The sequence below is a fragment of the Enterococcus sp. DIV0546 genome (assembly GCF_051712785.1).
Lineage (GTDB): Bacteria > Bacillota > Bacilli > Lactobacillales > Enterococcaceae > Enterococcus > Enterococcus faecalis.
Genome location: NZ_JBIOPO010000001.1, coordinates 2,095,944 through 2,121,629, shown reverse-complemented (window position 1 = coordinate 2,121,629; position 25,686 = coordinate 2,095,944). Strand labels below are relative to the sequence as shown.

Genomic DNA, 25,686 nt, shown 5'->3' with positions numbered 1-25,686 from the left:
ATAAAAAAGTATTCTAAAAGCTTACGATTGAAAAATCGTAAGCTTTTTTTTACATAAAGAATAAATAATCTAAATAATATCTTTGCTTATGGTATTTTCTCAAATATTTACTCAATTAACAAAAAAGATGATAATTTAAAGGCTTCGTTTTAGCTAGACAGCCTTGTTTTTATTCGATAAAATTTAGTAATAACAATCATTTTTTGAAAACTAGTAGTTGGTAATTTTTATTTATTAATAGAATATAAATAAAAATTATTATATTTTGAAGGGGAATATTAGGAAGATTGAGGTGGAAAAATGGAAAAATATACAATTGGTGTCGTTCCTTTGACAATTGAAACAAAAGAATGCTGTCAAAATTGGTTTGTTAGTAATCAAGTAGAATGTCAGATCATCCAAGGAACAAATATACTTCTTCATTTGCACCATATTGATGGATTAGTGATTGAAGTTACTGACCACCAGCAAGTAAATACTTGTTGTGAGTTATTAATGACGATTCGCAAGCAGTCAGATTTACCGATTTGGTTATTTTATCGGACAGAAGTAATTAGTAAAGTCAATCGAATTATTTATTTACAATTAGGTGCAGATGGCGTTTTTGATCATTCTTATGATCGTCAAGAATGCATGTTAAGCATGAGTAATTTATTGCAACGTGTAAAAAGACGTTTTTATCCTAAATTAGCTATTGCAAACGAGGAACAAACAGTTACTAAGAATCTTTCTGAGAGATTGTATTTAATTGCGCCAAATTTGAGTGTTTGCTTGGGAAGTGGAGAAGAAATTCTTTTAACAAAATTGGAATTTTTCACAATAGAGTATTTATACAAACACGCAGGACAAACAATTACATATGAAGAACTCTACAAAAATGTCTGGAAAGATACTGCGAATGAACGAAAATATCGTGTCGCTAATGTGATTTTCCATTTGCGCAAAAAAATTGAACAAGATGTGAACAAACCACAATATATCAAAACAATTCGTTCAAAAGGCTATATGTTAACGGTGTAAAAGGTACGAAGGGGGAGAAAAAGATGTGGCAATTTTTGACTAAAAACAATGAAGATGAGGAGTATGAGAAGATGCCGGATTTTGAAAATGAACAATCGATGAAAGCACAACCAAAGGTAACAGAGGAAGCAAGCTTTGATGACGAGGTTGTTTATGCAAAAGAGCAAGCCGCAAAAGTAAAACAGGTCCAGCAACAAGTGCCGACTGAACTGTCGGAAGAATCGTTTTCTTTTGCTGAAAAACTAGAAGAAGAAAATCAACTATATCAGCAATCCATAAAAAAACTAACGGAGCAATTATTAATGCAAACCAATGAAGTGGAAGCATTACAAAAACAAGTAGTCGAAAAAGATGTTCAACTTAAAGATGTTAAAGAAACGTTAAGTGATAAAGAAGCAACTATCACTTCTTTACAGAAAAAATTGTCTGAAGCAAAGATACAACAGAAACAGACTAGCGAAGAGAACTTAGACACAGCCGTTACGCTTTCTCAAAAAGAAATTGGCGAAGTCTTATTAGAAGCCAAACGTCAAGCAAAAGAAACAATTGCCCAAGCTAACCAACAAGTTGCAACAGTTCATGAAGAGATGGAACAACGTTTAGCAACTTTAACACGTATGAAGCAAGTGGCAAGAGAGTACCAAGCTTATTGTGAACAAATTCTAACCATCAAGAATGAATCAACAGGAATGTACCAACAGATAGAGCAATTATTAGCAGAAATAAAGAGGTAAATAAAGGAGAAATGGATGAAAAAAAGAAAGGCAAGATATTTGAAGTTGGTATGTCTTGGAGTCTTAGGGACTTATGCGGGAGCCAGTTATTACAATTCGGAACCATTAATCGCTCAAGAGGAGACCGAAACGAGTCACGAAAGCCGACAGCTAGTGCTGGAAGAAAAAAGAGCGGACCAAGTCAATCAAGACCAAGGAACCCTTACTTCTTCAACGCTGAACGAAACAGTAATAAGTTCGTCTGAACAACAAGAAAGTTCAATACAAAATGACAGAGGTGACCATCAGGAAAATAATGTGGAACCTTCAGAATCTGAAAATAGTTCACCGCCACAAGAAAAGCCAATTGCTAGTACTAAACTAACCGAATCGTTACAAAATGAGCAACCAGTATCTGAAGAGCGTAAAGCGCTCACTGAGAAGTCACCTCATAATCAGGAACCACAAAATTCTACGTTAACTGAAAAGACCAAAGAGCCGTTGGCACATTCAGAGATAGACAATAGTCAAGAAAAGGAAAAGCAAGCAGGAATTCAACAACAAGCCGAGGCAAATTTTGTTGTCCAAGAGAATGCTTCTACTTCTGAGTTTATTATAAAAATTGGTGAAGAAGCACGAGTTATTGGTCAGCGACATGATCTATACGCTTCTGTCATGATAGCTCAAGCTATTTTAGAGAGCGGCTCGGGCAATAGTGCGTTAGCGGCGCCGCCTAATTATAATTTGTTTGGCATTAAAGGCGCTTATCAAGGTCAAAGTGTCAGCTTTCCCACACAAGAAGATGATGGTAAAGGGAAGATGACCACCATTCATGCCGATTTTCGTCAGTATCCATCCTATAAAGAGTCATTAACAGACTATAGTAAATTAATCATCAATGGGCTGGCGGGTAATCCAACGTTTTATCACGGCATTTTGAAAGCAAACACGACGAATTATCAGCAGGCAACAAAATTTTTAACAGGTCGTTATGCAACGGATACATATTACGATAAAAAATTAAACGCGTTGATTGAAACCTATCAATTAACTGAATACGATCAAGAAAAGAAGAAACCAGTAGTGACTAATTTGGCAGAAGAAAAGAAACCTTCGTTTGATAAGGAAGCAGTCAAAGAACAGCTAAAAAAAGAAGCAGTCGTCTATGAAGTAAGCAAAGGAGATTCTCTCGCCACCATTAGCCAGACGTTTGGTGTGTCAGCAACAGCCATTTTAAAACAAAATTCAAAGACTCAAGAAATGTTTTATATTGGCCAAAAGATTACGATTCCTCAGCAAACAGCGGCGACTTCTCTAGAACCGAAAGAACAAGCGTTACTTCAATCACTAATAATCAGTAAATCGGTGACTAATGCTTTGAAGACAGCAGAGCAATCAAATGGTAAAGCGAATGACTCAAAAACAGAGTCTACTGAGTATTATGAAGTAAAAAGAGGAGAGACACTCGCAAAAATTGCTAAAAAAACGGGCTATTCCTTAACCGCCCTCAAGCAGGCAAATGACTTAACGTATTCTGTATTAACCGAAGGACAAACGATAGCACTTCCTAAGCTAAAGGACTAATGCTGATTTAACTTATCGGTCGATGGAGTCAATATATTATTAGAGTAAGAGTAGAGCGTAAGTTCATTCATGGATGAACTTATCCTCTACTCTTATTATGTTTTTCATAAATACTTAATAAATAGTAAAATTAGCAAGAGAATTGTGTCTTTACACAAAATAGATAGGTTTTCTTGCCGAAGTTTGATAAAATGATTAGTTGAAAGGATGCGTGAAAATTGAAAGAATTATTTCGTAAATACCGAGAAGTACTGGCTTATTTATTTTTTGGTGGTGCAACGACTGTCGTCAACTTAGTTGTATTTTTTGTTTGTCAAAATGTGTTAGGGCTGGATTACAAGATAAGTAACACAATTAGTTGGTTTTTATCTGTTCTATTTGCCTTTTTCACGAATAAATATTGGGTATTCGCAAGTAAGCATGAAAGCATAGCTGGTTTTTTTAAAGAAATGGGCTTATTTTATTGGTACCGAATTTTATCTTTTGTGGCTGATATGGGTTTAATGATTCTCCTAATTGATGGCATTCATTTTTCATCGTTTTGGGCGAAAATGATTACACAAGTTGTAGTAGTGATTTTAAATTATTTCTTCAGTAAATTTTTCATTTTTAAAGAAAAAGAGGTCTAAGCAGATTTTAGGCTAAAAAAAATTTTTTTGTTATAATATAAACAAGTTTTTAATACAAAGAATAGAGGTAGAAAACGATGAACTATACATATGCAGATGATAGTTTGACATTGCATACAGATATGTATCAAATCAATATGATGCAAACATACTGGGAATTAGGGAGAGCAGATTTACATGCTGTTTTTGAATGTTACTTTAGAGAGATGCCCTTTAATCATGGCTACGCAATTTTTGCAGGTTTAGAACGTTTAGTCAATTATCTCGAAAATTTAACGTTTACAGAATCTGATATTGCATATCTCCGAGAAGTTGAAGAATATCCAGAAGATTTCTTGACGTATTTAGCAAATTTTGAATTTAAATGTACTGTACGCTCTGCTTTAGAAGGGGATTTGGTTTTTAATAACGAACCGTTAATTCAAATTGAAGGTCCTTTGGCACAATGTCAATTGGTAGAAACTGCCTTGCTAAATATGGTGAATTTCCAAACATTAATTGCGACAAAAGCGGCTCGAATTAAATCCGTGATAGGCGATGATCCTTTATTGGAATTTGGAACACGCCGGGCACAAGAATTAGATGCTGCCATTTGGGGCACAAGAGCCGCCTATATTGGTGGGGCGGACGCGACAAGTAATGTTCGTGCTGGTAAAATTTTTGGTATTCCGGTTAGTGGGACCCATGCCCATTCATTGGTTCAGTCGTATGGAAATGATTATGAAGCATTCATGGCGTATGCCAAAACACATCGGGATTGCGTTTTCCTTGTTGATACGTATGATACTTTGAAAGCGGGAGTGCCAAGCGCAATTCGAGTAGCTCGAGAAATGGGGGATAAAATTAATTTCCTAGGTGTGCGGATTGATAGTGGCGATATGGCTTATATTTCTAAACGAGTTCGTGAACAACTGGACGAAGCTGGCTTTACTGAAGCAAAAATTTATGCATCGAATGATTTAGATGAAAATACGATTTTGAATCTAAAAATGCAAAAATCAAAAATTGATGTATGGGGCGTGGGTACCAAGCTGATTACCGCCTATGATCAACCGGCTTTAGGAGCGGTGTTTAAATTAGTTTCAATTGAAGGTGAAGATGGTCAAATGAAAGATACCATTAAACTATCTAGCAATGCTGAAAAAGTGACAACACCAGGAAAAAAACAAGTCTGGCGCATTACACGTAAATCTGATAAAAAGTCAGAAGGGGACTATGTGACACTTTGGAATGAAGATCCTCGCCAAGAAGAAGAAATTTATATGTTCCATCCCGTTCATACCTTTATTAATAAGTATGTCCGTGATTTTGAAGCACGGCCAGTACTCCAGGATATTTTCGTTGAAGGAAAACGTGTGTACGAATTACCAACTTTAGATGAAATTAAACAATATGCAAAAGAAAATTTAGATTCACTTTGGGAAGAATACAAGCGGGACTTGAATCCGCAGAAATATCCAGTGGACCTTTCAACAGATTGTTGGAACCACAAAATGAATTTATTGGAAAAAGTGCGTAAAGACGTTAAACATTTAACGGAAACGGTGAATAAGGAGGCCTAGAAATGACAACACTTCAAGAAAAAATCATTCAAGAGTTAGGTGTTTTACCGACAATTGATCCAAAAGAAGAAGTTCGTAAAAGTATTGATTTTCTGAAAGCTTATTTAACTAAACATCCTTTTTTAAAAACCTTTGTCTTGGGAATTAGTGGCGGACAAGATTCAACATTAGCTGGGCGCTTAGCACAATTAGCGATGACTGAAATGCGCGAAGAAACAGGAGATATGTCGTATCAATTTATTGCGATTCGCCTTCCATACGGTGAGCAAGCAGATGAAGCTGATGCACAAGCCGCGCTAGCCTTTATCCAGCCAGATGTTTCTTTACGAGTGGATATTAAACCAGCAGTGGATGCAATGGTTGGTTCGCTAGAAAACGCTGGTGTTCAAATTAACGATTTTAATAAAGGGAACATGAAAGCACGTCAACGTATGATTACACAATATGCAGTAGCTGGCGAAAATGCTGGCGCAGTAATTGGCACAGACCACGCAGCCGAAAATGTGACAGCTTTCTTCACCAAATATGGCGATGGCGGAGCGGATATTTTACCGTTATTTCGTTTAAATAAGCGCCAAGGAAAAGCTTTGCTGAAAGAACTTGGGGCACCAGAAGCCTTGTATCTAAAAATACCAACAGCTGATCTAGAAGATGACAAACCGTTAGTTGCAGATGAAGTTGCCTTAGGTGTCACGTATGATGCCATTGATGACTATTTGGAAGGCAAAAAAGTCTCGGAAACAGATCAACAAACAATTGAAAACTGGTATAAAAAAGGACAACACAAACGGCATTTACCCATTACAATTTTTGATGATTTTTGGAAATAAAAACACAGACCATCGGCGAATGAACGATGGTCTGTGTTTTTTTTACATAACTACTTTTCAGAAAGTAAACGTTGCTACAGCAACTATCCTATGATAATGAAAGTCGTTTTCATTTAGGCGTTTTCACTTTCTTTTTCAAAACAGAAAAGGTACGCTCAATAATGTAAAGTGAATGATGGGAGAGAAAAAGAGATGAAGCATGTAACAAAATTGGGGATTACAATTATAACAGGAGTTTTGGCATTATTATTTGAATTTATTTTACATCAGCCGAATTGGGCGTATGGCATTATTTTAATAACAGGTTCTGTAATGGCGTTAATGATGTTCTGGGAAATGATTCAAACCTTACGTGAAGGAAAATATGGTGTCGATATTTTAGCGATTACCGCTATCGTTGCAACCTTAGCTGTGGGAGAATACTGGGCCAGTTTGATGATTTTAATTATGTTGACTGGTGGTGATTCATTAGAAGACTATGCCGCTGGAAAAGCTAACCAAGAGCTGAAGTCATTATTGGATAACTCGCCACAAAAAGCTCATCGCTTGAATGGCGAAAATTTAGAAGATGTTTCTGTTGAGGAAATCAATGTTGGCGATGAATTAGTAGTAAAACCAGGGGAACTAGTTCCAGTTGATGGCTTGGTAAAAACCGGGACATCAACAGTCGATGAATCTTCATTAACAGGAGAATCAAAACCAATTGAAAAAAATCCTGGGGATGAATTAATGTCGGGTTCCGTGAATGGTGATGGCTCTTTGAAAATGGTTGCTGAAAAAACTGTAGCCGACAGTCAATATCAAACGATTGTGAACTTAGTGAAAGAATCTGCGGCGCGTCCAGCTCATTTTGTACGTTTAGCAGACCGCTATGCGGTACCTTTTACACTAATTGCCTACTTAATTGCAGGTGTTGCTTGGTTTGTTTCAAAAAGTCCGACACGTTTTGCGGAAGTCTTAGTGGTTGCTTCGCCGTGTCCTTTAATTCTATCTGCTCCAATTGCTTTAGTGGCAGGGATGGGTCGTTCAAGTCGTCATGGGGTCGTTATTAAATCGGGAACGATGGTCGAAAAATTAGCTTCTGCAAAAACGATTGCGTTTGATAAAACAGGCACGATTACGCAAGGACAACTTTCTGTTGATCAAGTCCAACCAATCAATGCTGAAATAACTGCTGCTGAATTAGTGGGATTGGCAGCAAGCGTGGAACAAGAATCAAGTCACATTTTAGCTAGATCAATTGTTGCTTATGCCAGAAAGCAAGATGTCCCATTAAAAAATATTACAGATCTAGCGGAAGTTTCTGGTGCTGGCGTGAAGGCATTTGTGGATGGTGCTGAGATACGGGTAGGTAAAAAGAATTTTGTGACACAAGAGTCTCAAACAACTGAAAAAATTGATAAAACGACCATTCATATTTCACGTAATGGCACATATTTAGGCCGAATTACTTTTACAGACACAGTACGACCAGAAGCAAAAGAGACTATGGAAAAATTACACCAATTACATCTTCAACGAATTTTAATGCTGACGGGGGATCAAGAATCCGTCGCAGAAACGATTGCTGCAGAAGTAGGAATTACCGAAGTACATGGGGAATGTTTACCACAAGATAAGTTAACTATTCTAAAAGAATTGCCCAAAGAAAACCATCCAGTCATCATGGTAGGGGATGGTGTAAATGATGCACCTTCGCTTGCTGCTGCAGACGTAGGTATTGCTATGGGCGCTCATGGAGCTACTGCGGCTAGTGAAACTGCTGACGTTGTTATTTTAAAAGATGACTTAAGTAAAGTCAGCCAAGCGGTCGAAATTGCCCAAGATACCATGAAAATTGCCAAACAATCTGTATTAATCGGAATTTTTATCTGCGTTTTACTAATGCTAATTGCTAGTACTGGAATCATTCCGGCGCTAATCGGGGCTATGCTACAAGAAGTTGTGGACACTGTGTCAATCTTATCTGCTTTGCGTGCTCGTCGAATTGGCAAGTAAGGTGGAACAATTAATTGCCTGAATGTCCAGCTTAGTGGTAAAATAAAGGTACGTTTTTAATATTAATAAGTTACAGGGGAGAGATTGTGCAATGAAAGGAAACCAAATAGATGGGCAACCAGTCACGGAAGAACAACTATTAAAAGAAGGTTACCGTAAATATACTGGGGAAGGAATTGATATCTTTTATAATAAAGATATTTGTGAACATATTGGTAATTGTGTTCGCGGAAATCCAGAAGTCTTTGAAGTTGGTCGGAAACCATGGATTATTCCAGATAACGGAAGTGTTGAAAATGACATGATTGTGGTAGATTCATGTCCAAGTGGTGCTCTAAAATATATTCGGAAAGCAGGGAACGAATATGCAAATTAAAGAAGAAAACAATCGTTTTGCTCTATATAACGATGAAAACCAAGAAATTGGTGAAATGACTTGGTCAGATGCTGGCGAAAGCATGATGATTATTGACCATACGTTTGTTGATCCAACTTATCGTGGACAAAAATTAGCTGAAAAACTTGTTTTAGCCGGTGTTGAAAAAGCGAGAAAAGAGCATAAAAAAATTATTCCGCTATGTCCATTTGCCAAAAAAGAATTTGATACTAAACCTGAATACGGAGACGTATTGAGAAAATAAAGAAGAAACTAGCAACAGCCGCAAGTAGAAATCTGATTCCTACTTGCGGCTGTTGCTATTAGAGACAAATAGGGAAAGACATTAAATTTCACTGGTGTTTACAGATAAAATATGCTACATTAAAGTAGATGAATTTCGCATATTTGTATAAAAAGGAGAATTAACGCATGTATAATCTAATCTTAACGTTGGTCATCATCTTATCTGTTTTAATCGTCATTACTGTTATGATGCAACCAAGCAAACAAAACAGTGCAGCAAGTGCCTTCACTGGCGGTGCAGATAAATTATTTGGGAAGCAAAAAGCGCGCGGTTTTGAAGCTGTTATGCAACGCTCAACAGCAGTTCTTGGCGCAATTTGGATGATTTTATTATTTGTTTTGGCGTTCTTATCTTCAAAATAAGTACGTAATCTTTTAAAATGACAAGTTTAGAACAGAGAGATGAGTGCGGACACTTATTTTTCTGTTCTTTTTCTTTCTGAAAAAGTCTTTGAAACTTATCATTTCGGAAGGTTTTCTTTTGAGAATATGATAGAATGAAGCTGAGGTGAGCGAAGTGGCAAAAAAAATCAATTTACCGAAGCCGTTATTTTCAGAAAAAGGAAAACGGGCGGTCCTTTTATTACATGCTTATTCTGGCAGCAGTAATGATGTACGGATGTTAAGCAGACGTTTAGAAAAAGAAAATTATACTGTCTATTCGCCTAATTTTTCAGGACATGGCACGCTAGTTCCTGAAGATATTTTAGATCAAACAACGGAACAATGGTGGCAAGATACACAAGAAGCAGTCGCTTTTTTGAGAGAAAGAGGCTACCAAGAAATTGCCATTTTTGGTTTATCAATGGGCGGGATTTTCAGTATGCATGCATTAACGGAACAATTAACAGGATTAATTGGTGGTGGATTTTTCTGTTCACCTATCTACCCTGTCGAAAATAAAGTCCCAGAAAATTTCGTATTATACGCAGAAAATGTGATGAAAATCGCAGAAGTTCCTGCAGAGGAACAACAAAGCCGGTTGCAATCGATTGAGCAACGAGTCAAACAACAATTAGGAGCGATTGAAACGATTGCTAGTCAGACGGCTGACAAACTAAACAAAATCCACGCACCTCTTTTCTTAGCGCAAGCTGGCAAAGATGAAATGATTGAGCCAATGGGCGTCTATCAAACGGCCCAAGCGCTAACACAAGCACGTGTGACCTTACAATGGTACCCAAACAGCGGACATGTCATTACGGTGAGTGGAGAACACAAACAATTAGAGCAAGATGTGGTGCAATTTTTAGCAACACTACCTTGGAATGAGGAGAAATAATGACAAAACAAACAATTAAAGAGCAAATTTTACATTTCATGGAAAGCCAAAAAAAGAAAAGCTTTTCAATGGAAGAAATTGCACAAGGCTTGAATTTAGAAAAAAGTTCAGATTTTAAAATTTTAGTGCAAACCATTGCACAAATGGAACGAGAAAAGTCAGTTAGTTTCAACAAAAAAGGCAAAGTCCTGTTACCAATGAAAGACTTATTAATAGAAGGAACGTTTCGTGCAAATGAACGAGGCTTTGGTTTCGTGACCATCGATCCTGAAGAACCAGATGTTTACATTCCTAAAGAGGCAACGAACTTTGCAATGGATGGGGACACGGTTTTAATCGACGTGATCCAACATGCGGATCCTTTTTCAGATCGCGGCGCAGAAGGTAAAGTCAAAGAAATTAAAGAGCGAGCAGTGAGCCAAGTTGTCGGAGAATTTGTGGCATATAGTGAAGAAGAAATGGCAGAAATGGGACTGTATGGCTACATGATTCCCAAAGATAAGAAATTGAATCAGTATACTGTATCAATTGCACCTGAAGGGATTAAGCCAGTAGATGGTAGTATTGTCATTGCTGAAATTACCTATTATCCAGATCAAGAATATCCAACAAGTATGGAAGGACTAGTCAAACAAGTGATTGGTCATAAAAATGATCCAGGAATGGATATTTTATCAATCGTGGTGGCTCATGGAATTCCCACAGCATTTCCTGATGAAGTTTTGGCTGAAGCGGACCAAGTACCAGAAACTATTGCAGAAAGCGATTTAGTCGGTCGTCGGGATTTACGTGATCAGTTGATTGTGACGATTGATGGAGAAGATGCGAAAGATTTAGATGATGCAGTAACGGTACAAAAGTTAGCAAATGGCAATTTCTTTTTAGGGGTGCATATTGCAGATGTTTCTTATTATGTAACTGAAGGAAGCCAATTGGATATGGAAGCGTATGAACGTGGCACAAGTGTCTATTTGACTGACCGAGTTGTGCCAATGATTCCGCAGCGATTATCAAATGGGATTTGTTCGCTAAACCCACATGTTCCACGTTTAACCATGAGTTGTGAGATGGAAATTACACCAGAAGGAGAAGTTATTTCGCATGAAATTTTCCAAAGTGTAATCCAAACAACGGAGCGAATGACCTATACAGCAGTCAATGAAATTTTAGAAGAGCAAAAACCTGAAACGTTAGAACGCTACAAAGAGCTAGTTCCCATGTTTAAAGAGATGGGCGAGCTGCACCATATATTAGAAGAGATGCGTATGCGCCGTGGTGCGATTTCTTTTGAAGATCGTGAAGCCAAAGTCCTAGTTGATGAAAATGGTCATCCCCAAGATATTCTTTTACGCACGCGTGGCGTGGGTGAACGATTAATTGAATCCTTTATGTTGGCAGCGAATGAAACTGTGGCACGTCATTATCATGACTTAAAACTGCCATTTATTTATCGGATTCATGAACAACCAAAAGAAGAAAAAATGCAACGTTTCTTTGATTTTGCTGCAGTACTTGGCATTCTTGTTAAAGGAACAAAAGAAAACATTTCACCGAAAGATTTACAAAAAGTTTTAGAGCAAGTTGAAAATAAGCCGGAAGAAGTGGTTATCAATACGATGTTGCTAAGAAGTATGCAACAAGCGAAATACTCAGAAGACAACTACGGACACTATGGGTTGGCTGCTGAATATTATACGCATTTTACTTCACCAATACGTCGTTATCCAGATTTAATTGTGCATCGTTTGATTCGCAGCTATAGCCAAGATCAATCTGAAAAAAATCAAGAAAAATGGAACGAAGCATTACCAGAAATTGCCAATCATAGTTCAAGTATGGAACGTCGCGCAGTTGATGCAGAGCGTGAAGTGGACGCCATGAAGAAAGCCGAATTTATGGTAGATAAAGTGGGAGAAACGTATGACGGGATCATCAGCTCAGTCACAAAATTTGGTATCTTTGTGGAACTGCCTAATACAATAGAAGGCTTAATTCACGTGAACAACTTAAAACAAGATTATTTCCATTTTATTGAAAATCATATGGCGTTAGTTGGTGAACGGACGGGAATGACTTTGAAAATTGGTCAGAAAGTTCAAATCCGTGTTGAAAAAGCTGATCCAGAAACAAGAGAAGTTGATTTTGAATTGATTTCAGCTGAGGAAGTCGCACCAGTCGAAGGACCAAAAGGACGTAAAAAAGGTAAAGCCAATTCTTCAACTCGTTCAAATAATCAACGAAGAAATAAAAAAGATGAATCATTTGATGGTAAGAAAAATAAGAAAAAAGGCAAAGGCAAAAAACAACCTTTTTATAAAGAAGCAATGAAACAAAAAAATAAAAAAGGGAAAAAGAAGAAGTAGAGGAGGTCGCTTATGCCAAAAGGGGAAGGAAAATTAATCGCACAAAACCGCAAAGCTAGACATGATTATTCAATTATCGATACGGTTGAAGCAGGTCTTGTTTTACAAGGAACAGAAATCAAATCTATTCGTAATGGTCGTATCAATTTAAAAGATGGTTTTGCACGAATTCGAAACGGAGAAGCCTTTTTGTATAATGTTCATATTAGTCCATATGAACAAGGCAATATTTTTAATCATGACCCATTACGTACCAGAAAATTATTATTACACAAAAAACAAATTAATAAGTTAATCGGCGAAACCAAAAATACAGGTATCACATTAGTACCTTTGAAGGTCTATATTAAAGACGGCTATGCCAAAGTTTTGATTGGTTTAGCTAAAGGGAAAAAGCAGTACGACAAGCGTGAAGACTTGAAACGTAAGGAAGTTGACCGACAAATCAGCCGAACATTAAAAAATAACCGACGTTAAAAATGTAAATTTATTCTTTTTCGCATATTTGCTTGCCTTTCTTCGGATTAGGTGTAAAATCTGGTAAGTGTTGAGTAAATGAATGTAAATGATTCATTTTTTAATCGCTTCGGAAAGCAGTACCACCCTGCATTAGATTGGTTTATGGAAAAGGTTTTCCAACCAATTTTCAACACATGAAATTTTAAAAGTAAACTATTTGTAAATTATCAACAAGTGGTGGTACGATAGCTTTGCCAGGGATTATCACTCAGGAGTAGGATGAAACTTCTGAAAGATTGTTGGAAAAGAGGTGAATTGATTTGGAAGAGAAGAAATTACTCTTCAATATCGGACCAATTTGGTTTGATGGAACCATTGTTTTGATGGTGCTGTTGACGTGTATCATTGTTTTCGCCTTTGTCTATGCTTGTACGAGAAATATGAAGCTACGACCTAAAGGCAAACAAACGGTCATCGAATGGTTAGTGGATTTTATTCGTGGAATCATTACAGACAATTTACCTCGTAAAGAAGTGAGCAATTTTCATTTAATGGCGTTTACCCTTTTCATGTTTGTACTTGTTTCAAACATCTTGGGTCTCGTTACAAAAATCGTTGTGGGCGACGATCTCAGCGTTTGGAAAAGTCCAACCGCCGATCCAATCGTAACCTTAACATTAGCGATGATGATGATTGTCTTAACACACTTCTTTGGTATGAAACGCTTTGGTTTTAAAGGCTATCTAGTTAATAGTTATTTAAGACCCGTTGGTTTCTTACTACCGGTAAAATTAATGGAAGAATTCACGAATCTATTAACATTAGGCTTGCGTTTGTACGGAAACATTTTTGCCGGCGAAGTTCTATTGGGCTTAATTGCTGGAACCGTAGCAAGCGTCGGATTATGGGTTATCCCACTAGCAATTCCGCTAGAAATGATTTGGGTAGCATTCTCAATCTTTATTGGATGTATCCAAGCGTTTATCTTTGTGACACTTTCAATGGTTTATATGTCACACAAAATTGAAACAGAAGAATAATCAAGAAATACGAAGGACAAAAATTATCTTTTAGGAGGATTTTACACAATGGAAGGATTAAATTTTATCGCAGCAGCAATTGCAATTTTCGGTTCAGCTATCGGAGCCGCTATCGGTAACGGACAAGTTATTTCAAAAACAATCGAGTCAATGACTCGTCAACCAGAAATGTCTGGTCAATTAAGAACAACAATGTTTATCGGGGTCGCTTTAATCGAAGCTGTGCCAATTTTAGGTGTCGTTGTTTCTTTATTACTTTTATTCAGATAAGCAATAAAATGGAGGCAGGACGCTGATTATTATCGGGACCGTCACTGCTTTCTTCTATCTTTAGCCTTTTCAATAGCTGGTGATAAAGCAGTTGAAGAAGCTAAATCGATTTTTGCAGGAAAGGAAGTTGAGACTTCATGCTACTTACTACATTGGTAGTCGGTGAAACGGCTCCTAGTACCACACTAGGCACGATGATTGTTGTCAGTGGTGCATTTTTAATCTTGATGCTCTTATTAAAGAAATATGCGTGGGGAGCAATCGTAGATATTTTGACACAACGTGAAGAAAAAATTGCCAACGATTTAGACTCTGCAGAACAATCTCGCGTAGCAGCAGCGAAAATGGAAAAAGAACGTCAACAACAATTACTTTCTTCCAGATCAGAAGCAGCTGAAATTATTAAAAACGCGAAAGAAAGTGGAGAACAGACTCGCCAAAAAACATTAAAAGAAACAACTGCGGAAGTTACTCGCCTACGCGAAAAAGCTCGGACAGATATTTCTCAAGAACGTGAAGAAGCATTGTCTTCAGTAAAAAATGAAGTGGCAGATCTTTCTCTTCAAATTGCAGCCAAAATTTTAAATAAAGAATTAACACCAGATGCACATGAAGCATTGATTGATTCTTATATTGAAAGTTTAGGTAAAGCAAATGAAACTAGATAAATATACAGTTGGTAAACGCTACGGCAAGGCTTTGTTTGAGTTGGCAGTTGAAAAGAACCAAGCTGAAGCAATTTATCAAGAATTATTGACGCTTCGCGAAGTCTATCACCAAGTACCTGGTATCGGCGATATTTTAAGTGATGATCGCTTAGAACCTTATGAAAAAGACAGCATCATGGAAAAACTAGTAACAGGTTTTAGTGAAATGATGCAAAACTTTTTGCGAGTGGTTTACGAATATCGTCGCATGTACGATCTGCTCTTGATGATTGATGAATATGAACGACGTTATGATGAGCACCAAGGACTAATTTTGGGTTCAGTGACAACAGCCATTCCTTTATCAAAAGAACAACATCAAGCAATGGAAGAAAAAGCTGCCCAATTATTAGGGTATGAACAAGCGCATTTAGTCAATTTAATTGACCCGTCAATTGTCGGCGGAGTGGTTATTGAAGCAAACCATCAAGTAATCGATGGCAGCATCCGCAAACAATTAGAACATATGCAGCAGAAGTTATTAAAATAATCTTTAGGACTACAAAGAGGTGAATTGAATGGCTATCAAAGCAGAAGAAATCAGTGCCTTGATTAAAGAACAAATCGAAAACTATCAACAACAGCTTGCTGTTGAAGAAGTTGGAACAGTCACTTACGTCGGTGACGGAATTGCCCGCGCCCACGGTTTAGAAAATGCCATGAGTGGAGAACTTGTTGAGTTTTCAAACGGTTCATACGGAATGGCGCAAAACTTAGAAACAAATGATGTAGGGATTATTATCCTTGGCGATTTTGAAACCATTCGTGAAGGAGATAAAGTACAACGCACAGGCAAAATCATGGAAGTACCCGTTGGAGAAGCTTTGATTGGCCGTGTTGTTAATCCATTAGGTCAACCATTAGATGGTTTAGGCGAAATTAAAACAGACAAAACACGTCCTGTGGAAGCAACAGCTCCCGGTGTTATGCAACGTCAATCTGTTGCTGAACCAATGCAAACTGGCTTAAAAGCCATTGATGCCCTAGTACCAATTGGTCGTGGACAACGGGAATTAGTTATTGGAGACCGTAAAACAGGGAAAACATCGATTGCAATTGATACAATTATTAACCAAAAAGGACAAGATGTAATTTGTATTTATGTAGCGATTGGTCAAAAAGAATCTACTGTTCGTAACCAAGTAGAAACACTTCGTAAATTTGGTGCCTTAGATTATACAATCGTTGTGACTGCAGGGGCTTCACAACCAGCACCATTACTTTACATTGCACCATATGCAGGAACTGCAATGGGTGAAGAATTCATGTATAACGGCAAACATGTCTTAATTATTTTTGATGACTTATCAAAACAAGCCGTGGCTTATCGTGAACTTTCTCTACTATTACGCCGTCCACCAGGTCGTGAAGCTTATCCAGGGGATGTCTTCTATTTACACTCACGTTTATTAGAACGTGCAGCTAAATTAAGTGATGAATTAGGTGGCGGTTCAATGACAGCCTTACCATTCGTTGAAACACAAGCAGGCGATATTTCTGCTTATATTCCAACAAACGTTATTTCAATCACTGATGGACAAATTTTCTTAGAAAGCGACTTGTTCTATGCAGGCACTCGTCCAGCCGTTGATGCTGGGTTATCTGTTTCTCGTGTCGGAGGATCAGCGCAAATCAAAGCAATGAAAAAAGTTGCCGGAACGCTTCGTTTAGACTTAGCTAGTTACCGTGAGTTAGAAGCCTTTACACAATTTGGCTCTGATTTAGATGCGGCAACACAAGCTAAATTAAACCGTGGTCGTCGTACGGTAGAAATTTTAAAACAAAAACTACATGCGCCACTGCCTGTAGAAAAACAAGTCTTAATTTTATATGCGTTAACACACGGCTTTTTAGATAGCGTGAGCGTGGATAAAATTTTACACTTTGAACAAGATTTATTCGATTATTTTGATGGCAAACATGCAGACTTATTGGAAACCATTCGTACTACGAAAGACTTACCAGATACTGATGCATTAGATGCAGCGATTACAGAGTTTTCTGAAATGTTTGCAGCGGCAAACAATAGCGGAGATTCAGCCAAAGAAGCTTTAGAAAAAATCGATAACGCATAAGAGAGGTGAGCGACATTGGGTGCTTCATTAAACGAAATCAAACAACGCATTGCATCAACAAAAAAGACAAGCCAAATTACCAAAGCGATGCAAATGGTTTCTGCAGCCAAATTGACCAAGTCAGAAGGCGCCTCTAAAAGCTTTCAAGAATATTCTTCAAAAATTCGTAGTGTCGTTACGCATTTAGTAGCTGCTCAGTTAAGTGAATTACGTGAAACAGAACAATCTTCTCTTAGTGAAGGGAACTATCATGTGATGTTAGCACAACGACCTGTCAAAAAAACAGGCTATATCGTTATCACTTCTGACAAAGGGTTAGTTGGTGGCTACAATAGCTCAATCTTAAAACAAACCATGAGTATGATTCAAGAAGACCATGATTCTAATAAAGAATATGCCTTAATCGCCATTGGTGGTACAGGGGCGGATTTCTTTAAAGCACGCGGAATCGATGTTTCCTATGAGCTCAGAGGCTTAACGGATCAACCAACGTTTGAAGAAGTCCGTAAGATTGTGACAACGGCAACGACTATGTACCAAAACGAAGTGTTTGATGAATTGTATGTTTGTTATAATCACCACGTTAACTCACTAACGAGTCAGTTTCGTGTGGAAAAAATGTTGCCAATTACTGATTTAGATCCATCAGAGGCGACCTCTTACGAACAAGAATATCTTTTAGAGCCTTCACCTGAAGCAATCTTGGATCAATTATTACCACAATATGCAGAAAGCTTAATTTATGGGGCGATCATTGATGCGAAAACAGCAGAACATGCTGCTGGGATGACCGCCATGAAAACAGCCACTGACAATGCGCAAAATATTATTAGCGATTTAACAATTTCTTATAACCGTGCTCGTCAAGGGGCGATTACCCAAGAAATTACAGAAATTGTTGCTGGTGCAGCTGCACTAGAATAATCTAGTCTTACGTTTGAACGTTTATAAAAACGTTCAAAGCGTGTGACTTTATGAAGACTGGAGGAAAGAAATTATGAGTTCAGGAAAGATTGTTCAAGTAATCGGTCCCGTTGTTGACGTGGAATTTTCATTAGATCAATCCTTACCCGATATTAACAACGCTTTAGTCGTTTATAAAAATGGCGAAGCAAAACAAAAAGTAGTACTTGAAGTCGCTTTAGAACTAGGTGATGGAGTGATTCGTTCTATCGCCATGGAATCGACAGATGGTTTACAACGTGGAATGGAAGTTATCGATACAGGAAAATCAATTTCAGTTCCTGTTGGTAAAGATACATTGGGTCGTGTGTTTAACGTTTTAGGAGACACAATTGACTTAGAAGCGCCATTCCCTGCAGATGCTGAACGTAGTGGGATTCATAAAAAAGCGCCAGCATTTGATGAATTAAGTACCAGTAATGAAATTTTAGAAACAGGGATTAAAGTTATTGACTTATTAGCACCTTATCTAAAAGGTGGTAAAGTCGGACTTTTCGGTGGTGCCGGTGTTGGTAAAACCGTCTTAATTCAAGAATTAATTCATAATATTGCCCAAGAACATGGAGGGATTTCCGTCTTTACTGGTGTTGGTGAACGGACACGTGAAGGGAACGACCTGTACTATGAAATGAAAGATTCAGGCGTTATTGAAAAAACAGCCATGGTTTTTGGTCAAATGAACGAACCACCAGGTGCACGGATGCGTGTGGCCTTAACTGGGTTAACGATTGCTGAATATTTCCGTGATGTGGAAGGACAAGACGTGCTATTATTTATTGATAACATTTTCCGTTTCACCCAAGCCGGTTCAGAAGTTTCTGCCCTTTTAGGTCGGATGCCGTCAGCCGTTGGTTACCAACCAACCTTAGCGACTGAAATGGGACAATTACAAGAACGGATTACTTCAACGAAAAAAGGATCAATTACCTCTATTCAAGCAATCTATGTTCCAGCCGATGACTATACCGATCCAGCGCCAGCAACAGCGTTTGCCCATTTGGATGCAACAACTAACTTGGAACGTAAATTAACCGAACAAGGGATTTATCCAGCGGTAGATCCGTTAGCTTCATCTTCTAGTGCCTTGGCTCCTGAAATTGTTGGAGAAGAACACTACGAAGTGGCTACCGAAGTGCAACATATTTTACAACGTTACCGTGAATTACAAGATATCATCGCTATTTTAGGGATGGACGAATTATCAGATGACGAAAAAGTACTTGTTGGTCGCGCACGCCGTGTTCAATTCTTCTTATCTCAAAACTTTAACGTTGCTGAACAATTTACAGGTCAACCTGGTTCTTATGTACCAGTTGCGGAAACAGTTCGTGGCTTTAAAGAAATTCTTGAAGGTAAACATGATAATCTGCCAGAAGAAGCCTTCCGTAGTGTCGGTAAAATTGAAGATGCCATCGAAAAAGCGAAACAATTAAACTACTAGAAAGGCGGCAAACACAATGGATAGTCTTACTGTGAATGTAGTAACGCCTAATGGTCTAGTTTATGACCACCATGCAAAAATCGTTGTGGCGAAAACAACAGATGGTGAAATTGGTATTTTACCAAAACATGCGCCAATCATCGTTCCGCTAGCGATTGATGAAGTCCGCATCAAACGGACCGATTCAGATACACATGTTGACTGGGTAGCTGTAAATGGTGGTATCATGGAAGTCCGTGATAATGTCGTTTCTATTATTGCCGATAGTGCCGAACGTGAACGAGATATCGATGTACCTCGTGCTGAACGAGCAAAACAACGAGCAGAACGTTTAATTGAAGAAGCCAAAGCAAAAGATGACCGCGATCAACTACGTCGTGCGACTGTTGCTTTGCATCGTGCAATCAACCGGATCAACGTATCGAAACATGGGTAAAAAAGGCTGAAGGATTCAGTCACTTTTGTAGAGTTTAAGGCGCTTGCTATTGAGTCAGTTGCCTTAAACTCTATTTCTTCGTATTTTTTAATAAATAGTGTCAAATTTTGGCATTTCAAGTGGATTAATTATCGGTTTTTATTATTTTGTGATAAAATGTTCCTACGTTAGAAAAAAGGAGGCTCCTTATGCAATACTATGGAGTAGATGCTATTGTTCGAATCGTTAGTCATCTTATGTTCATTTACATAAGTTTTTGGGCGTTGCAATCATTGCGTATTGAGCAATTTTTCAAAACCCAATTTACACCGCAAATTAGAATGCTGATGGTATTTTTAGCCATCGCTATCGGATACACAGTTAGCTCGTTTGCTTTAGAATTGATTGCGCTTTGTCGAAATCTTTTCATTGTGTATTTTCCTTAAAAATTGAAAAATAAAAAAAGGTACAATTTTTAGTTGAATAATGGTATAATAGTAAAGATTTTGAATAGGAATACCTATTCTCATTTTTTTGGGGGGAACAAAATGGAACAAATTATTGTTCATGGTGGTAATACAAAATTAGAAGGAACTGTAAAAATTGAAGGCGCCAAAAACGCTGTCTTACCAATTTTAGCAGCTACTCTTTTAGCTGAAGAAGGCGTTACTACTTTAAAAAATGTACCAATTTTATCTGATGTATTTACAATGAATCAAGTAATTAAGCATTTGAATGTAGCCATTGATTTTGATGAAGACGCGAATGAAGTAACAATAGACGCAACACAACCTTTAGGGATTGAAGCAAACTATGAGTACGTTAGTAAAATGCGTGCTTCTATCGTTGTAATGGGACCTTTATTGGCTCGTAATGGCCATGCCAAAGTGGCAATGCCAGGTGGCTGTGCCATTGGCAAACGACCAATTGATTTACACTTAAAAGGCTTCCAAGCATTAGGTGCAAAAATCATCCAAAAAAATGGTTATATTGAAGCAATTGCGGATGAACTAATCGGTAACACTATTTACTTAGACTTCCCAAGTGTCGGCGCTACGCAAAACATTATGATGGCTGCTGTTCGTGCGAAAGGAACAACCATCATTGAAAACGTTGCTCGTGAACCTGAAATCGTTGACTTAGCAAACATTTTAAACAAAATGGGTGCCAATGTTATCGGTGCTGGGACAGAAACGATGCGTATCGAAGGCGTCGATAAATTACATGCCGTAGAGCATTCAATCGTTCAAGATCGAATTGAAGCAGGTACGTTCATGGTAGCTGCAGCAATGACTGAGGGCAATGTTTTAATTGAAGAAGCAATTTCTGAACATAATCGTCCGCTGATTTCTAAATTAACTGAAATGGGTGCAATCATTGAAGAAGAAGAAAATGGCATCCGTGTAATTGGACCAAAACATCTAAAACCAACAGATGTTAAGACAATGCCGCATCCTGGTTTCCCAACAGACATGCAAGCGCAAATGACAGCAATCCAAATGTTTGCTGAAGGAACAAGCATCGTGACAGAAACAGTCTTTGAAAATCGTTACCAACACTTAGAGGAAATGCGTCGAATGAACGCTGACTTAAAAATTGACGGCAACATTGCCGTTATTAATGGTGGCAACGAGTTACAAGGAGCAGCAGTGGAAGCCACTGATTTACGGGCAGCTGCCGCATTGATTTTAGTAGGGTTACGTGCAAATGGCATTACACGTGTCTCTAATTTGAAATATTTAGATCGTGGCTATTATGAGTTCCATAAAAAACTTCAAAAATTAGGCGCGAACGTTGAACGTGTCAATGATGAAAAAATTGAAGAAAAACAAGCAACGACAGTAATCTAAAGGAGTCAAACGTATGAGTTCATTTCGCTATATTTTAGTAACATTATTGAAAATTCTAGTGGTCATTTCGTTAGTCATTATCTTATTTGTTGTGGGAACAATGATTGGTTATGGATTGATTGGAAATGGGAATCCAATGGATGTCTTTGATGAAAAAATTTGGACTCATATTATGAACTTCTTTAAATAAAAACTTATTTTAAGGCGGTGAACAAAAGTCAATTGACGATTGTTCACCGCCTTTTCTTTTTCCTGAATATCTATTTTATTCTATGCTATAATAATAGAAGTAAGATAATGAAGGAGTGGGATGGAAGATGCAAGCAACCGTAACAGAAATAGGCAAACATGCAATCGATGATTCAGAAAAAATGATTATTCTTTTTGGAGAAACTGCGACCGATACCTTGAAGCAACATGCAGTTATTCAATCATTCCCAGAAAAAGACCAAGTTACCTTGGCAGAAGGAGATCATCTGAAAATTGGCGATACAAATTATACAATCACAAAAGTGGGTTCTTTTGCCAATAGTAACTTGCAAAGTATCGCTCATAGCACTTTAATCTTTGCTGATGCACCAACCGATGAGGATGATGTTATCCGAAATGGTGTTTATTTAACGCCCCATCAGTTACCAAAGATAACTATTGGAACAACAATTGATTATTTAGTAAATGGAGCGTGAATCAATGGATAAAAAACAAACGACTGATAAACGCCTGTCTTGGTTTTGGCGTTGGTTTTTAAATAATCAAGTAGTAACAGCCTTACTGATTGTCTTATTGGTGCTGTTAATTATTCTAACTTTTACGAAAGTTTCTTATTTATTTAAGCCCGTCTGGCAGTTTTTTGGCGTTGTCGGCTTACCAGTAATTATGGCGGGGATTTTATATTATTTATTAAATCCGATTGTCGATTATTTAGAGAAAAAACAAATCTCACGTGTATGGAGTATTATCGGCCTATTTATTTTAATTGTGGCACTACTCATTTGGGGTGGTATTGTAATCGTTCCTAAAATTCGTGAGCAATCTGTCAGCTTTGTAAATCATTTTCCTCAATATATTGATACAATTGATCAAAAATCGCAGGAAATATTAAGTGATCCACTTTTCGCGCAATTTAGAGAACAACTTGAAGCGGCAGGCGATAAAGTTGTCAGTTCGTTAGGTACCATCATTAAAAACGTCTCAACGTTCACAGTACAAGGAATTGGTAATTTCTTTGGGGCGGTGGCTACGATCTTTGTCGCCATCATTACGATGCCGTTTATTCTATTTTATTTACTGAAAGATGGCAAAAACTTAGCGCCATATTTAATGAAGTTTTTACCAGTGAAGATGCGTAAACCAACCTTAAAAGTTCTTGCAGAAGTCAATGATCAAGTCTCTTCTTATATTAGAGGACAGTTAACTGTCGCTTTCGCAGTGGCAATTATGTTTATGATTGGTTTTTCTGTCATTGGCTTAGATTATGCAGTCACTTTAGGTATTGCAGCAGGCTTTTTAAATTTAATCCCTTATTTAGGGTCATTTTTAGCCATGATTCCAGCAGTCTTTTTAGGAATTGTCAGTGGGCCAGCTTTGTTAATTAAAGTCTTGATTGTTTTTGCCATTGAGCAAACGGTCGAAGGTCGGTTTATTTCACCACTTGTCCTAGGCAGTCAGTTATCCATTCATCCAGTCACCATTTTGGTTGTTTTATTAACGTCTGGTAAACTATTTGGGATTTTCGGGGTGATTTTAGGAATTCCTGTTTATGCCGCAGCTAAGGTGATAATTACACACATTTTTGAGTGGTACCAAATTGTTTCCGGTTTGTATGATGAAGATAAGCCGGATCAACAAGAATCTACGTAACAAAAGAGACAAGCAGTGAACGAACTGCTTGTCTCTTTTTGCTGTAAATCACTCGGAAAATTTAGAATGTTTTACCGTATTCAGTTGCTTTGGTCATGGCAGTATTTAAAAGTTCTTCCGCGCGATCAGGGAAATGATCGATTCCTTCGATGAATAATCCGTCGACTTGATCAACACCAATAAAGTTTAGAATCGCTTTAATGTATTGAGAAGCAAAATCTTTTCCTTCGTAGAAGCCGCCATTTGATTGGATGTGTAAGGCTTTTTTACCACTTGTTAGAGGTTTTGGTCCTTCTGCAGTATATTGGAATGTTTTTCCAGCAACGTTGATTGTATCTACCCAAGCTTTTAAGCGTGTTGGTACGTTTAAGTTCCACATTGGATTAGCAATTACTACTTTGTCTGCAGATAAAAATTGATCAGTTAATTCATTAAAACGAGCCACTTTTTGTTGTTGGTTTTCGCTTAATGTTTCAAATGCTGCGCCAGCGCGAAGTGCACCCCAAGCAGATAATAATTCTTCATCGATTTCCGGCATGTTTGTTTCTGGTGCATAAACATCTAAAATTTCGATTTCGTCTGATGGATTTGTTTCACGGTATGAAGCTAAAAATGTTTCTAACGCACGAACTGAGCGTGATTCTTCTTTTGTTAATGGATGTGCTTTAACAACTAATAATTTTGACATTGTGTAATCTCCTTAAAATAAATAGTTTAAAAATTCAACATCTCTATTTTACTAATAAAAAGTAAGAGAAAGCAAGTCTTTTTTTTACTTTTAGTAAACTTTTTTTTAAAATGGATCAACAGAGTAAAAAATAAATAAAAATATTTTTTTGGAAAGGCTTGCATATTAAAAAAAAGCATGCTATTATTACTTTGTAAATAAGGATTGTTACTGCTTTGCAGGCAAAACCAGAGTCTTCCATTAACACAATCAGTGGAGGGATTCTGGGCTTTTTTTATAAAAAAGTGAGGTTGCATTCATCATGAGGATTGAAAAAGTTTTAAATAATAATGTCGTGCTTTCAAGAAATGAGCAAGGCGAAGAAATTGTTTATATGGGACGCGGCTTAGCCTTTCAAAAGAAGATTGGAGACACGATCAATCCAGATTATGTTGAAAAGGAATTCGTGTTAAAGGACTCCGCTATGGCAGGGCAATTCCAGCAGCTGTTTGAAGACGTCCCCACCAAAGAAGTAGAAGTCGTCAAACAAATCGTTGATTTAGCAGAAACAACGCTAGCGATTGAGCTTTCATCAAATATTTATTTAACTTTAACGGATCATATTCACTATGCGTTACTTCGAGCCAAAGAAGGAATTGATATTCCGAATCCTCTTGTATTCGAAACACGCAAATTTTATCCTAAAGAATTTGAAATCGCAAAGCAAGCATTAGCGATTATTGCTGAAAAGCTAGGAGTTCAATTTTCAGAAAATGAAGCGGGCTTCATTGCTTTTCATATTGTGAATGCTGAACAAGGAAATGGCAATATGGAAGTTACCATGGAAGCAACCAAGATGGTTCGTGATATTTTAACGATTATTAGTCGCTACTTTGGACAGGTGTTTGATGAAGATTCATTGAACTATCAACGAATTGTTACACATCTTCAATATTTTGCGCAACGTTATTTAAAACAAGAAGCGCATGATGAGGAGGACGAATTTCTTTTTGCATTGGTCCAAGGAAAGTATCCTAAGGCGTTTCAAGCGGTCCAACGTATTAATGAGTATTTATTAAAAAGCTATGATCGACCAATTGATCAAGCGGAAATGATTTATTTAACCATTCATATCCAAAGAGTGGTCAATGATAAAAAAGCATAACAACCAATAATCGCGGATTGTTACTGATAATGCAGGCAAAACCTAGATTGAAAAAACCGATAACGATTTTCGCAGACTGCGCAGCTGTGAAGAGAAGGATCTGGCTCTTTT

Annotated in this window: 28 protein-coding genes; 27 read left to right on the top strand and 1 reads right to left on the bottom strand. The window is 37.5% G+C overall.

Translation table 11 applies throughout. The features are described from left to right. Nucleotides 1-300 precede the first annotated feature (300 nt). The 26 genes from IGJ24_RS10250 to IGJ24_RS10125 all read left to right on the top strand — a co-directional run bounded on the left by IGJ24_RS10250 (nt 301) and on the right by IGJ24_RS10125 (nt 23,743). Nucleotides 301-1,020, top strand: coding sequence for a response regulator transcription factor (locus IGJ24_RS10250; RefSeq protein WP_289865629.1), 720 nt, complete (start codon nt 301-303; stop codon nt 1,018-1,020). A gap of 23 nt (nt 1,021-1,043) precedes the next feature. After that, complete coding sequence (locus IGJ24_RS10245; protein ID WP_289865630.1) at nt 1,044-1,754, top strand: hypothetical protein; 711 nt, start codon at nt 1,044-1,046, stop codon at nt 1,752-1,754. A 15-nt stretch (nt 1,755-1,769) separates the two neighbouring features. Continuing rightward, on the top strand, nt 1,770-3,317 hold the full coding sequence (locus IGJ24_RS10240; RefSeq protein WP_289865631.1) for a glucosaminidase domain-containing protein: 1,548 nt from the start codon (nt 1,770-1,772) through the stop codon (nt 3,315-3,317). A gap of 218 nt (nt 3,318-3,535) precedes the next feature. Beyond that, the gene (locus IGJ24_RS10235; RefSeq protein ID WP_002356537.1) at nt 3,536-3,946 is read left to right on the top strand and encodes a GtrA family protein; all 411 of its coding nucleotides are present in this window, start codon (nt 3,536-3,538) and stop codon (nt 3,944-3,946) included. Nucleotides 3,947-4,023: 77 nt separating this feature from the next. Then, nucleotides 4,024-5,508, top strand: a complete 1,485-nt coding sequence (locus IGJ24_RS10230) for a nicotinate phosphoribosyltransferase (RefSeq protein WP_077932753.1) — start codon at nt 4,024-4,026, stop codon at nt 5,506-5,508. 2 nt (nt 5,509-5,510) lie between these two features. Next, a complete protein-coding gene (nadE, locus tag IGJ24_RS10225) occupies nt 5,511-6,338 on the top strand; it encodes an ammonia-dependent NAD(+) synthetase (RefSeq protein WP_141428739.1) in 828 nt (275 codons plus the stop codon). Between the two features lie 168 nt (nt 6,339-6,506). After that, nucleotides 6,507-8,336 (top strand): heavy metal translocating P-type ATPase, encoded by a 1,830-nt coding sequence (locus IGJ24_RS10220; protein ID WP_002368884.1) that lies wholly within the window; start codon nt 6,507-6,509, stop codon nt 8,334-8,336. Nucleotides 8,337-8,427: 91 nt separating this feature from the next. Continuing rightward, nucleotides 8,428-8,712, top strand: coding sequence for a (4Fe-4S)-binding protein (locus tag IGJ24_RS10215; protein WP_002356543.1), 285 nt, complete (start codon nt 8,428-8,430; stop codon nt 8,710-8,712). Beyond that, the gene (locus IGJ24_RS10210) at nt 8,702-8,977 is read left to right on the top strand and encodes a GNAT family N-acetyltransferase (RefSeq protein WP_002356545.1); all 276 of its coding nucleotides are present in this window, start codon (nt 8,702-8,704) and stop codon (nt 8,975-8,977) included. The genes IGJ24_RS10215 and IGJ24_RS10210 overlap by 11 nt, the downstream gene beginning before the upstream one ends. Nucleotides 8,978-9,144: 167 nt before the next feature. After that, entirely contained in the window at nt 9,145-9,381 is a 237-nt protein-coding gene (gene secG, locus IGJ24_RS10205; RefSeq protein ID WP_002356546.1) for a preprotein translocase subunit SecG, read from the top strand. Between the two features lie 145 nt (nt 9,382-9,526). Further along, on the top strand, nt 9,527-10,300 hold the full coding sequence (locus IGJ24_RS10200; protein WP_002384145.1) for an alpha/beta hydrolase: 774 nt from the start codon (nt 9,527-9,529) through the stop codon (nt 10,298-10,300). After that, entirely contained in the window at nt 10,300-12,663 is a 2,364-nt protein-coding gene (rnr, locus tag IGJ24_RS10195) for a ribonuclease R (RefSeq protein ID WP_289865632.1), read from the top strand. Before IGJ24_RS10200 ends, rnr begins: the two co-directional genes overlap by 1 nt. Before the next feature lie 12 nt (nt 12,664-12,675). Beyond that, nucleotides 12,676-13,140 carry an SsrA-binding protein SmpB gene (gene smpB, locus IGJ24_RS10190; protein WP_002356550.1) on the top strand — a complete coding sequence of 155 codons (465 nt, stop codon included), beginning with the start codon at nt 12,676-12,678 and terminating at the stop codon, nt 13,138-13,140. Nucleotides 13,141-13,442: 302 nt separating this feature from the next. Continuing rightward, nucleotides 13,443-14,162 (top strand): F0F1 ATP synthase subunit A, encoded by a 720-nt coding sequence (gene atpB, locus IGJ24_RS10185; RefSeq protein ID WP_002356551.1) that lies wholly within the window; start codon nt 13,443-13,445, stop codon nt 14,160-14,162. Nucleotides 14,163-14,210: 48 nt separating this feature from the next. Continuing rightward, nucleotides 14,211-14,432 carry an ATP synthase F0 subunit C gene (gene atpE, locus IGJ24_RS10180; protein WP_002356552.1) on the top strand — a complete coding sequence of 74 codons (222 nt, stop codon included), beginning with the start codon at nt 14,211-14,213 and terminating at the stop codon, nt 14,430-14,432. A gap of 137 nt (nt 14,433-14,569) precedes the next feature. Beyond that, a complete protein-coding gene (gene atpF, locus IGJ24_RS10175) occupies nt 14,570-15,100 on the top strand; it encodes a F0F1 ATP synthase subunit B (RefSeq protein WP_002365031.1) in 531 nt (176 codons plus the stop codon). Next, nucleotides 15,087-15,629, top strand: a complete 543-nt coding sequence (gene atpH / locus IGJ24_RS10170; protein WP_002356554.1) for an ATP synthase F1 subunit delta — start codon at nt 15,087-15,089, stop codon at nt 15,627-15,629. The genes atpF and atpH overlap by 14 nt, the downstream gene beginning before the upstream one ends. 28 nt (nt 15,630-15,657) lie before the next feature. Then, nucleotides 15,658-17,214 carry a F0F1 ATP synthase subunit alpha gene (atpA, locus tag IGJ24_RS10165; protein ID WP_002356555.1) on the top strand — a complete coding sequence of 519 codons (1,557 nt, stop codon included), beginning with the start codon at nt 15,658-15,660 and terminating at the stop codon, nt 17,212-17,214. Nucleotides 17,215-17,229: 15 nt separating this feature from the next. Continuing rightward, a complete protein-coding gene (locus IGJ24_RS10160; protein ID WP_002359606.1) occupies nt 17,230-18,138 on the top strand; it encodes a F0F1 ATP synthase subunit gamma in 909 nt (302 codons plus the stop codon). A gap of 73 nt (nt 18,139-18,211) precedes the next feature. Next, nucleotides 18,212-19,618 carry a F0F1 ATP synthase subunit beta gene (gene atpD / locus IGJ24_RS10155; RefSeq protein ID WP_002356558.1) on the top strand — a complete coding sequence of 469 codons (1,407 nt, stop codon included), beginning with the start codon at nt 18,212-18,214 and terminating at the stop codon, nt 19,616-19,618. Nucleotides 19,619-19,634: 16 nt separating this feature from the next. Beyond that, nucleotides 19,635-20,054 carry a F0F1 ATP synthase subunit epsilon gene (locus IGJ24_RS10150; RefSeq protein ID WP_002356559.1) on the top strand — a complete coding sequence of 140 codons (420 nt, stop codon included), beginning with the start codon at nt 19,635-19,637 and terminating at the stop codon, nt 20,052-20,054. A gap of 188 nt (nt 20,055-20,242) precedes the next feature. After that, on the top strand, nt 20,243-20,479 hold the full coding sequence (locus tag IGJ24_RS10145) for a DUF1146 family protein (protein WP_002367155.1): 237 nt from the start codon (nt 20,243-20,245) through the stop codon (nt 20,477-20,479). Between the two features lie 102 nt (nt 20,480-20,581). Then, nucleotides 20,582-21,883 (top strand): UDP-N-acetylglucosamine 1-carboxyvinyltransferase, encoded by a 1,302-nt coding sequence (gene murA / locus IGJ24_RS10140; RefSeq protein WP_002356562.1) that lies wholly within the window; start codon nt 20,582-20,584, stop codon nt 21,881-21,883. A gap of 13 nt (nt 21,884-21,896) precedes the next feature. After that, the gene (locus tag IGJ24_RS10135) at nt 21,897-22,073 is read left to right on the top strand and encodes a DNA-directed RNA polymerase subunit beta (protein WP_002356564.1); all 177 of its coding nucleotides are present in this window, start codon (nt 21,897-21,899) and stop codon (nt 22,071-22,073) included. 127 nt (nt 22,074-22,200) lie between these two features. Further along, entirely contained in the window at nt 22,201-22,569 is a 369-nt protein-coding gene (locus IGJ24_RS10130; protein WP_002356567.1) for a PTS glucitol/sorbitol transporter subunit IIA, read from the top strand. A gap of 4 nt (nt 22,570-22,573) precedes the next feature. Next, nucleotides 22,574-23,743, top strand: a complete 1,170-nt coding sequence (locus tag IGJ24_RS10125) for an AI-2E family transporter (RefSeq protein WP_129193738.1) — start codon at nt 22,574-22,576, stop codon at nt 23,741-23,743. Nucleotides 23,744-23,804: 61 nt separating this feature from the next. Here IGJ24_RS10125 and IGJ24_RS10120 read toward each other — a convergent pair whose 3' ends face one another. Beyond that, the gene (locus tag IGJ24_RS10120; RefSeq protein ID WP_002367152.1) at nt 23,805-24,431 is read right to left on the bottom strand and encodes an FMN-dependent NADH-azoreductase; all 627 of its coding nucleotides are present in this window, start codon (nt 24,429-24,431) and stop codon (nt 23,805-23,807) included. A 301-nt stretch (nt 24,432-24,732) separates the two neighbouring features. Between IGJ24_RS10120 and licT the strand changes: the two genes are divergently transcribed. After that, complete coding sequence (gene licT / locus IGJ24_RS10115; protein ID WP_002359608.1) at nt 24,733-25,575, top strand: BglG family transcription antiterminator LicT; 843 nt, start codon at nt 24,733-24,735, stop codon at nt 25,573-25,575. Nucleotides 25,576-25,686: the final 111 nt, after the last annotated feature.